General features: G+C 59.9%; 8 protein-coding genes and 1 pseudogene. 7 read left to right on the top strand and 2 right to left on the bottom strand.

Going from position 1 to position 7,779, the window contains the following annotated elements:
* A pseudogene (locus tag RTCK_RS07750) lies at positions 1 to 179 on the top strand (IS630 family transposase); the annotation flags it as partial.
* A gap of 531 nt (positions 180 to 710) precedes the next feature.
* On the opposite strand, the gene RTCK_RS21165 reads toward RTCK_RS07750, so the two are convergent.
* Complete coding sequence (locus RTCK_RS21165; protein ID WP_142592381.1) at positions 711 to 1,058, bottom strand: nucleotidyltransferase domain-containing protein; 348 nt, start codon at positions 1,056 to 1,058, stop codon at positions 711 to 713.
* Complete coding sequence (locus RTCK_RS07740) at positions 1,059 to 1,706, bottom strand: 3'-5' exonuclease (RefSeq protein ID WP_142592380.1); 648 nt, start codon at positions 1,704 to 1,706, stop codon at positions 1,059 to 1,061.
* A gap of 241 nt (positions 1,707 to 1,947) precedes the next feature.
* On the opposite strand from RTCK_RS07740, the gene RTCK_RS07735 reads away from it, so the two are divergent.
* The 6 genes from RTCK_RS07735 (at position 1,948) to RTCK_RS07710 (ending at position 7,771) form a co-directional block, all read left to right on the top strand.
* Complete coding sequence (locus tag RTCK_RS07735; protein ID WP_142592429.1) at positions 1,948 to 2,562, top strand: SOS response-associated peptidase; 615 nt, start codon at positions 1,948 to 1,950, stop codon at positions 2,560 to 2,562.
* Between the two features lie 780 nt (positions 2,563 to 3,342).
* Positions 3,343 to 3,759, top strand: coding sequence for a hypothetical protein (locus tag RTCK_RS07730; protein ID WP_142592379.1), 417 nt, complete (start codon positions 3,343 to 3,345; stop codon positions 3,757 to 3,759).
* 201 nt (positions 3,760 to 3,960) lie between these two features.
* The gene (locus RTCK_RS07725) at positions 3,961 to 4,704 is read left to right on the top strand and encodes a FadR/GntR family transcriptional regulator (RefSeq protein WP_142592378.1); all 744 of its coding nucleotides are present in this window, start codon (positions 3,961 to 3,963) and stop codon (positions 4,702 to 4,704) included.
* Positions 4,705 to 4,737: 33 nt separating this feature from the next.
* Complete coding sequence (locus RTCK_RS07720; protein WP_142592377.1) at positions 4,738 to 5,715, top strand: sialic acid TRAP transporter substrate-binding protein SiaP; 978 nt, start codon at positions 4,738 to 4,740, stop codon at positions 5,713 to 5,715.
* 73 nt (positions 5,716 to 5,788) lie between these two features.
* Positions 5,789 to 6,361, top strand: coding sequence for a TRAP transporter small permease (locus RTCK_RS07715; RefSeq protein ID WP_142521895.1), 573 nt, complete (start codon positions 5,789 to 5,791; stop codon positions 6,359 to 6,361).
* A 3-nt stretch (positions 6,362 to 6,364) separates the two neighbouring features.
* Entirely contained in the window at positions 6,365 to 7,771 is a 1,407-nt protein-coding gene (locus RTCK_RS07710; RefSeq protein ID WP_142592376.1) for a TRAP transporter large permease, read from the top strand.
* The last annotated feature ends 8 nt before the right edge of the window (positions 7,772 to 7,779 follow it).

Raw genomic sequence — 7,779 nt, 5'->3', positions numbered from 1 at the left:
CATACTCGCCGGACTTCAACCCCATCGAGATGGCTTTCTCCAAGCTCAAGGCTCTGCTCAGAAAGGTCGCTGCCAGAACCGTTGACGACCTCTGGTCAGCCGTCGCCGACTGTCTATCCGCCTTCACCCCCGAGGAATGCCGGAACTACTTCGAGGCCGCCGGATATGACCCGGACTAAGTCGAATCCGCTCTAGCTCTACCTCGCCGATCTTGGTAAGGGTAAGAAACTGATCGTATTGTTCGAGGAGCTTTGTGGCTTCCGAATGGGCGTCACTTGCTTCGGGCTGCTGTAACAGCCATTCCACGCGTTCAATGGGAGTGAGCTGAGTCATGGCGAAGCCGTCTTCTTCAGAAACCGTCCCATTACGTTTATAAATTGTGAGAAGATAAAGCAGTGCTGAGAAGCACGTGAGCATGCGGCTGTGCTTCAGCTTGTAGTTCTTGACTTTCCCTTTTGCTTTGTTGGGATCTGGCTTACGTTCTGTTCTAGCCTCATAATTCACGCAAAATGTGCGCCACAAGCGTAATATGTCATTCGTGAGATACGCAGGCATGAACTCATCTTTATGATCTTCGTAATCCCGCCAGTACGCTTTTATAACGGTACGGATAACATCCGCGTATACGTCATCGCCAAGTAGGGGCTTGCTCTCTAAGAGCATCAGGAGACGGCCGGTTAGTGTATTTGTTGCGTCGTCCTCTGGTGTTCCTAAGGTCTTTGTAAACTGCTCGGCCGAGTAGTGCGCGAGATACCGCCCATCGCCATCGAAGTCTTTAATCCCAAGCGCTTCGTTGCGTGGATAAGGTCCGCCTTTATGCAGATTTCATCTAAGTGGCGGAGACGGCTTCCTTTTGGCGATCCCTTGGAGGCGGGATCGGTCAATCCGACGATAAACAGATCTAGATCGCTATCTGTACGTGCTTCTAGGCGGCCATAAGAGCCCGTAGCGTAAACACACGCTTTTCCTTCCAGGAGTAGATCAGCTTCTCTTAGTTCCTTTCGTAGTGCGGTCAGTTGTTTGGAGGTGTATTCTCGGCGGTGTCCAATCTCATCCACTCAGCGCTCCCACTCAAAGACGTTGGCAAATATTTCCGCCTGTTCAATCGCATCATCGAGTGCGTGATGAGTATGTGGCCGACTGGGGATCAGGTTCGGCGGAAGTTTTGAGCGGCTCGACTGCGAGATCGGCAGAGATCCTTTTACAGCAACTGCCGTTTTTATATCAAAGCACTGCGAATACCCAAAGGGAGACCCCTTAGGGCAAAAGCGGGTGAAGTACCAGTAAAGCCACGTCCAGTCGAAACTCAGTGGATAAGCGACTAGTACGGGTTTATGTTTCCCCGTAATCTGTTGCACCCATTCATAGGCTGCAACCATCGCCTCTTTCGGATCTTTCCCACGAATTTTTAGATCTTCGCGATCTAGTCCGTTTATTGCAAGGGCCTCGTCCTGGTACTCCTCAGATATCGGTTTCACTTCGCGGTAGAATGTCTGGTTGTAGCTGTCAGGACGGCTAAAGGTCTTTCCGTCGAAATGTCCTGCGTAAACAATAGCGAACGACAAGATGGAGAACGGCCCGGGAATAGGGCCATCGGTCTCGACATCTGCTGAGAAATAAACGTCCACTTGATCTTCTATGTCCTGAAGTCCGAGCAAGCCTATGGAGGCGCTGAGCCTCCCAAGATCGGGGGATATATAGTTCATTTCACAAGCCCTCCACCGCTTTGTGCATTTTCTGACGTGCGACCCCATCTTGCAACGAATCAGCTCTCCTATGTTGTTGATTTCCCGCTCTAGGAGCCTCCTCATTTCCCAATCAGGAGAATGCGCCATTTTGGGCAAATAAGCAGCCCCCAATTTTTACGTGATGGAGTGCATTCAGGATGAGCGGGGAGAGCATGACGCACCCTCTCCCCACGCACCCCTCCCGCCCTACCTCACCCCCATGTGCAACGACTACGAACAACACATCCGCTACGCCAAATATCTCCGCGCGCTGGAGGAGCAGGGCCTTGCCGCGCTCGCCCACCAGAGCGAGGCGGACCTGCCGCAGGCGGATGACGTGCGGATCGGCGATCTCGGCCCGGTGATGCGGGCGGAAAGGGAGGGCGTGGTGGCGCTGTCGCCCATGCGCTTCGGCTTCCCGCCGCCGCCCGGCAAAAAAGGCGGGCCGGTGTTCAACTTCCGCTCCGAAGGCCGAAGCTTTGCGCAAAGCCGCCGCTGCCTCATCCCGGCCTCCGCCTTCTTCGAGTTCACCGGCACGAAATACCCCAAGGCCAAGCACCGCTTCACGCTGAAGGACGCCCCGTTCCTCTGCATCGCCGGGCTCTGGCGCGAGGCGGCAGGGGAGGGGGAGAAGAGCAACCAGCCGCCCGCCTTCACCATGCTCACCACCGCCCCCGGCCCCGACGTCGCCCCCATCCACGATCGCCAGGTCGTGGTGCTGCGGCCGGAGGACTGGCGCCACTGGCTCCATCTCACCAAACCCGAAGCCGAACTGCTGCGCCCGCTGCCGGCCGGATCGCTCAGCGTGGAAGAGGTGCGGTCGGGGAGTGACTGAGGCGGAAACGGCAGCCCTCACCCTGAGGTGCGCACCCGCAGGGTGCGCCTCGAAGGGCGAGGGCGGGCGGCAAGGTCCAGCCAGAGGATCCTTCGAGGGCCGCGCTTTGCGCGGCCGCCTCAGGATGAGGGTGTCGGCGCCTGCCGCCTCCCAAAACCGTGAACGCACCGCAGCCAAAAATTGCAGCACCCCCTCCTCGCCCCTTGTGGGAGAGGAAGCAACATCAGCATCTTAGCCAAAGGCTAAGTGCTGGATTTTGCAGGTGAGGGTATTTTTTCGTCCCCCATCATCCCCGCACCCAAAACTCATCCCCATAATACCCCCGCCTCCGTCGCCGGAGTGTTTCGCGAGACGGTCGCGGGCAGGCGGGGGCCGGCGCTTCCATTCAAGCCGTAACGTGCGGGGAGGGTGGAAGAGGTGAAAGCCATGGAGCGGGCTGATGAGGCAGCGCTCCTATCAAGTCTCCCCCGGGCAGCCATGTCCGGTTCGGGAAAGCCGTGCAGGTGGTGGAGTAACGCATGATCCCGAACCAAAGGACCGCGAAGCGAAAAGTGTGAAGCGGTTTTCGGACAAGATCATGCGGAGCAAAAACCACGCAGAGAGACGAGGCGATCACCTGTAGGGGCTGGACACCCCGAAAGAACGCCGAAGGCCACGCGGATGCGGAGCCACAGACTAAAACCATAGGTGAGGTTCCGCATCCGTGTGGGCTCTCCAGTCAATTCAGAAGACATGCAACCCGCGTGAACGCGAACCCGTGCCCGGAAAGGGGGATGAGCGATGGCAGAAAGCAAGGAAGAAAAACTCCGCCTCTGGCGGGAGTACGAGAACGAGCCCTACCTGCCCGGCTACACCCGCGGCGAGTTCAACAGGCTCCCCCCGCGCCAGCAGTCGCGCCAATTGCAGAAGCTCACCCAGCGCGTCACGAGCTATCTCGGCTACTGGAAGACCTGTGACGTCCCCGCCTGCCGCCGCGCCCGCGCCTGCCGCGGCTTCCTGTCGGAAAAGCAGTATAGCGGCGAGCCGCGCTGGCACGATGCCTTCCCGCCCTGCGTCGGCCCCAACGGCGCGCGCCAGCCGGAAGTGCTGGCCGCCTTTCCCGCCGCCCTAGGGTACCCGCCGGACGAGGATGACGGCCCGAAATACAACGGCCGCGCCTCCAATCGGCCGGCGGGGGATGGGGAGGCGACGTCGTGAACGGGCCAACCGGCTTCGGGAGACCTATGAGCTTCGCCGCCCTGCCGGCGCAGCCCGGCCGAACCTGCCCATTCTTCCGCACGCTCGAAATAACGTCTTCTGCATACCATTGACAGGTTGTCAGACATGATTGTATGAATCCTCCGACTGGTAAGGCCAGCTTACCAGTCACGCGTCGTGGAGGGCGCGTCGGGAGGATGGATGTTTTCGGTCATTGAATCGCGCCGCCTGTATCGCCAGGTTGCAGACCAGATGCGAAGCCTGATCGAGCGGGGTGATTTCGCCCCCGGTTCCAGGCTGCCGCCGGAGCGCGAACTGGCCGAACTTCTCGCCGTTTCCCGCCCCACCGTCCGCGAAGCACTGATTGTGCTGGAAGTCGAGGGCTTCGTTCACATCCGCATGGGCTCCGGTGTTTACGTCTCCGCCCGCTCGCCCGCAGAAGACGCCGCAGCCGCCGCCGAGGCGGAAGGTCCGTTCGAGCTCTTGCGGGCCCGCGCCGTGGTCGAATGCGCCATTGCCGAGGAAGCGGCGCGCGTGGTGCGGCCTGACCAGATTGAAGTCCTAGACAAGAACCTCGCCCGCATGGCGGCCTCCCTGGACGACCGGGCGCTGGCGCTCTCGCTCGACCGGCAATTCCACATCGCTGTCGCGGCGATCATCGGCAACGGCACCCTCAACCGCTTCGTCGGCGGCATTCACGACCTGCGCCTCACGCCCTATTTCGAGCGGCTGGCGAGCTATTTCGAGAACCCGCAAACCTGGCGCGCCGCCATGGAGGAGCACCGCGCCGTCCGCGACGCGATCGCCGCGGGCGATCCTCAGGGCGCGCGCGCCGCCATGCGCGCCCATCTCGACCAGTCCCAGATTCGCCTGTCGGAAAGCTTCGGCGAGGAGCCGTCCGACGGCGTGATACCCGCCGCCTGGAGAAGTGTCGGCGGCCAATAGCCAAACCCCATCAGTTCAACCGGGAGGAAAACCATGAAACTGAAACTCACCACTATCCTCGGCGCCACCGTCGCTGTACTGGCCTCGGCCTTCGCGGCCCAGGCGCAGACCGTCCTCAAATGGGCGCATGTCTACGAAACCTCCGAGCCCTTCCACACGGAATCGGTATGGGCCGCGGAAGAGATCGCCAAGCGCACCGACGGCCGCTACAAGATCGACGTCTTCCCGGCCTCGCAGCTCGGCAAGGAAGCCGACATCAACCAGGGCCTCAAGCTCGGCACCGTCGACATCATCATCTCCGGCTCCAGCTTCGCCTCGCGCGAATACCCGCCGATCGGCGTCACCTACTTCCCCTACATCTTCCGCGATCCGAGCCACCTGATCGCCTATACCAAGAGCGACGTCTTCAAGAAGCTCGCGCAGGGCTATGAGGAAGCATCTGGCGGCAACAAGATCACGGCCGTCACCTATTACGGCACCCGCCACACGACGGCCAACAAGCCGATCGAGAAGTGCGCCGACATGGCCGGCCTGAAGATCCGCGTTCCGGACGTTCCGGCCTATCTCGCCATGCCGCGCGCCTGCGGTGCCAACACCACGCCGATTGCGTTTGCGGAAGTCTACCTCGCCCTGCAGAACGGCACCGTCGAAGCCCAGGAGAACCCGCTGACGACGATCGAGGCGAAGAAGTTCTACGAAGTCCAGAAGAACATCGTGCTCACCGGCCACATCGTCGACCACCTGAACACGGTCGTATCACCGACTCTTTGGTCGAACCTTTCTGACGAGGACAAGCAGATCTTCAGTGAAGTCATGGCCGAGGCCGCTGAACGGGCCACGAAGATCGTCGAACAGCGCGAGCAGGAACTGGTCGAGAAGTTCAAGGCCGACGGCCTGACCGTGACGGAAGTCGACAAGGCCGACTTCGAGAAGACCGTCATGGAAAAGGTCACCCTGGAAGAGTTCGGCTACACCAAGGAAGACTGGGAAGCCATCCGCGCCATCCAGTAAGCGCGTCTGCGGCGCCTGGTGCGAGAGCATCGGGCGCCGTCTGCATCCCCATTAGAATCCGCGGAGTTCTCCGATGAACGAACAACAGCACGCTCCGGTTAGCGTTGATGAGATGGCGCATGCCTTCGAGGAAGAGGCCGGACCCGTCGACCTTTCGCCTTATGCGGTGGAAGACTGGGTAAACATGGCCATCTTCTGGACCATGGCTGCTTGCGTCTTCCTGCAGTTCTTCACGCGCTATGCTCTCAACAACAGCCTTGCCTGGACCGAGGAGATCGCGGCCAACTGCCTCGTGGTGCTTGTATTCCTGGGCTCCGTCATGTGTGTCCGGATGGCGCGACATATCTCTGTGGACATGCTCTACCGCTTCCTGCCGCACAGGATCGGACGGGCGCTCGAGCTACTGGTGGATTTCATCGTCATCGGCTTCTTTGCCTACACGACCTGGTTGATGTGGCGTTATATCGGCATCGTCGGCAATGAGCGCATGGTGACCGTCAACCTGCCGCGTGGCTACGTATTCTATACCGTCTTCGGAGCCTTCGCGCTGATGTTGGTGCGCTCCGTCCAGAACTTCATCAAAGACATGATCAACGAAAAAACCGTTCGCGAACAGGCGAGCGAAACCGGCGTGCAGGGGATCTGACGAATGCTGCTTCTGATCGGATCCTTTCTGCTCCTCATGATCATCGGCGCTCCGATCGCGGTGTCGCTTGGTGTCTCTTCTCTGCTTTACCTCGTCATCTACGGCGTGGCCCCCGACATCATCGCTGCCCAACGCATGATCGCCGGTGTCGAAAGCTTCCCGCTGATTGCGGTCCCCTTCTTCATCCTGGTCGGCAACCTGATGAATATCGCCGGCGTCACCGGCCGCATCTACCATTTCGCCCTTTCCCTCGTCGGTTGGATGAAGGGTGGTCTTGCGCAGGTCAACATCATCGGCTCGGTCGTCTTCTCCGGCATGTCAGGAACGGCACTCGCAGATGCCGCCGGCATCGGCACGATCGAGATCAAGGCGATGAAGGACCACGGCTATCCGGTCGAGGCCGCCGTTGGCGTGACCGCCGCCTCTGCCACGCTTGGCCCGATCTTCCCGCCGTCGCTGCCCTTCGTCATCTACGGCATGATGGCCAACGTTTCTATTGGGGCGCTCTTCATGGCCGGCATCCTGCCGGGCGTCGTGATGACGGTGCTGATGATGCTCACCGTCTTCATCTTTGCCTACCGCAAGGGCTGGGGATCCGATACGCCTTTCGAACTGAAAAGGCTCGCCAGCGCCTCGCTGGAGGTCTTCATCGTTCTCTGCTTCCCCGTTGCCGTGTACCTGCTGATCCTGGCCGGGCTCTCGATCAACGTGGCTGTCTTCATCGCATTGGTCGCCCTGATCGCGCTCGATTGGTACTATGACTTCTCGGCGGTGATGGCGCTGATGACGCCGGTTCTGTTGATCGGCGGAATGACCATGGGCTGGTTCACCCCAACGGAAGCCGCCGTCGCTGCCGTCATATGGTCGCTCTTCCTCGGGCTCGTGCGCTACCGCACCATGACGATCAGGACGCTTGCCAAGGCAAGCTTCGACACGATCGAGACGACGGCATCGGTCCTGTTCATCGTCACCACTGCCTCGATCTTTGCATGGCTTCTGACGGTCAGCCAGGCAGCCCAGCTGTTCTCCGACTTCATGTTCTCGCTGACGGACAACTGGTGGACCTTCCTGATCATCGTCAACATTCTGCTTCTGATCGTTGGTGCCTTTCTCGACACCATCGCCGCAATCAGCATCCTGGTCCCGATCCTGATGCCGATCGCAGCCCGCTATGGTGTGGACCCAGTCCATATGGGGATCATCTTCACACTGAACCTGATGATTGGTCTGCTGACCCCGCCTGTCGGCATGGTGTTGTTCGTGCTGTCGCGGATATCGAAGCTTTCAATCGAGCGGACAACGATGGCGATCCTGCCCTGGATGATCCCGCTCTTTGTCGCGCTGCTGCTGATCACCTTCATTCCGGCAATCACGCTGTGGCTGCCGACACAGCTTGGTTTGCTGCGGTAGAGCCCCGA

It is taken from the genome of Pseudorhizobium endolithicum (genome assembly GCF_902153245.2).
GTDB classification, from domain to species: domain Bacteria; phylum Pseudomonadota; class Alphaproteobacteria; order Rhizobiales; family Rhizobiaceae; genus Neorhizobium; species Neorhizobium endolithicum.
This window is presented reverse-complemented; position numbering and strand designations above follow the sequence as displayed.

What these genes read in the sequence shown, in the direction of transcription:
- RTCK_RS07730 (WP_142592379.1), top strand. Translation starts at nt 3,343, where the DNA reads ATGGCAGAAAGCAAGGAAGAAAAACTCCGCCTCTGGCGGGAGTACGAG.
- RTCK_RS07720 (WP_142592377.1), top strand. Translation starts at nt 4,738, where the DNA reads ATGAAACTGAAACTCACCACTATCCTCGGCGCCACCGTCGCTGTACTG.
- RTCK_RS07735 (WP_142592429.1), top strand. Translation starts at nt 1,948, where the DNA reads ATGTGCAACGACTACGAACAACACATCCGCTACGCCAAATATCTCCGC.
- RTCK_RS07725 (WP_142592378.1), top strand. Translation starts at nt 3,961, where the DNA reads ATGTTTTCGGTCATTGAATCGCGCCGCCTGTATCGCCAGGTTGCAGAC.
- RTCK_RS07740 (WP_142592380.1), bottom strand. Translation starts at nt 1,706, where the DNA reads ATGAACTATATATCCCCCGATCTTGGGAGGCTCAGCGCCTCCATAGGC.
- RTCK_RS07715 (WP_142521895.1), top strand. Translation starts at nt 5,789, where the DNA reads ATGAACGAACAACAGCACGCTCCGGTTAGCGTTGATGAGATGGCGCAT.
- RTCK_RS07710 (WP_142592376.1), top strand. Translation starts at nt 6,365, where the DNA reads ATGCTGCTTCTGATCGGATCCTTTCTGCTCCTCATGATCATCGGCGCT.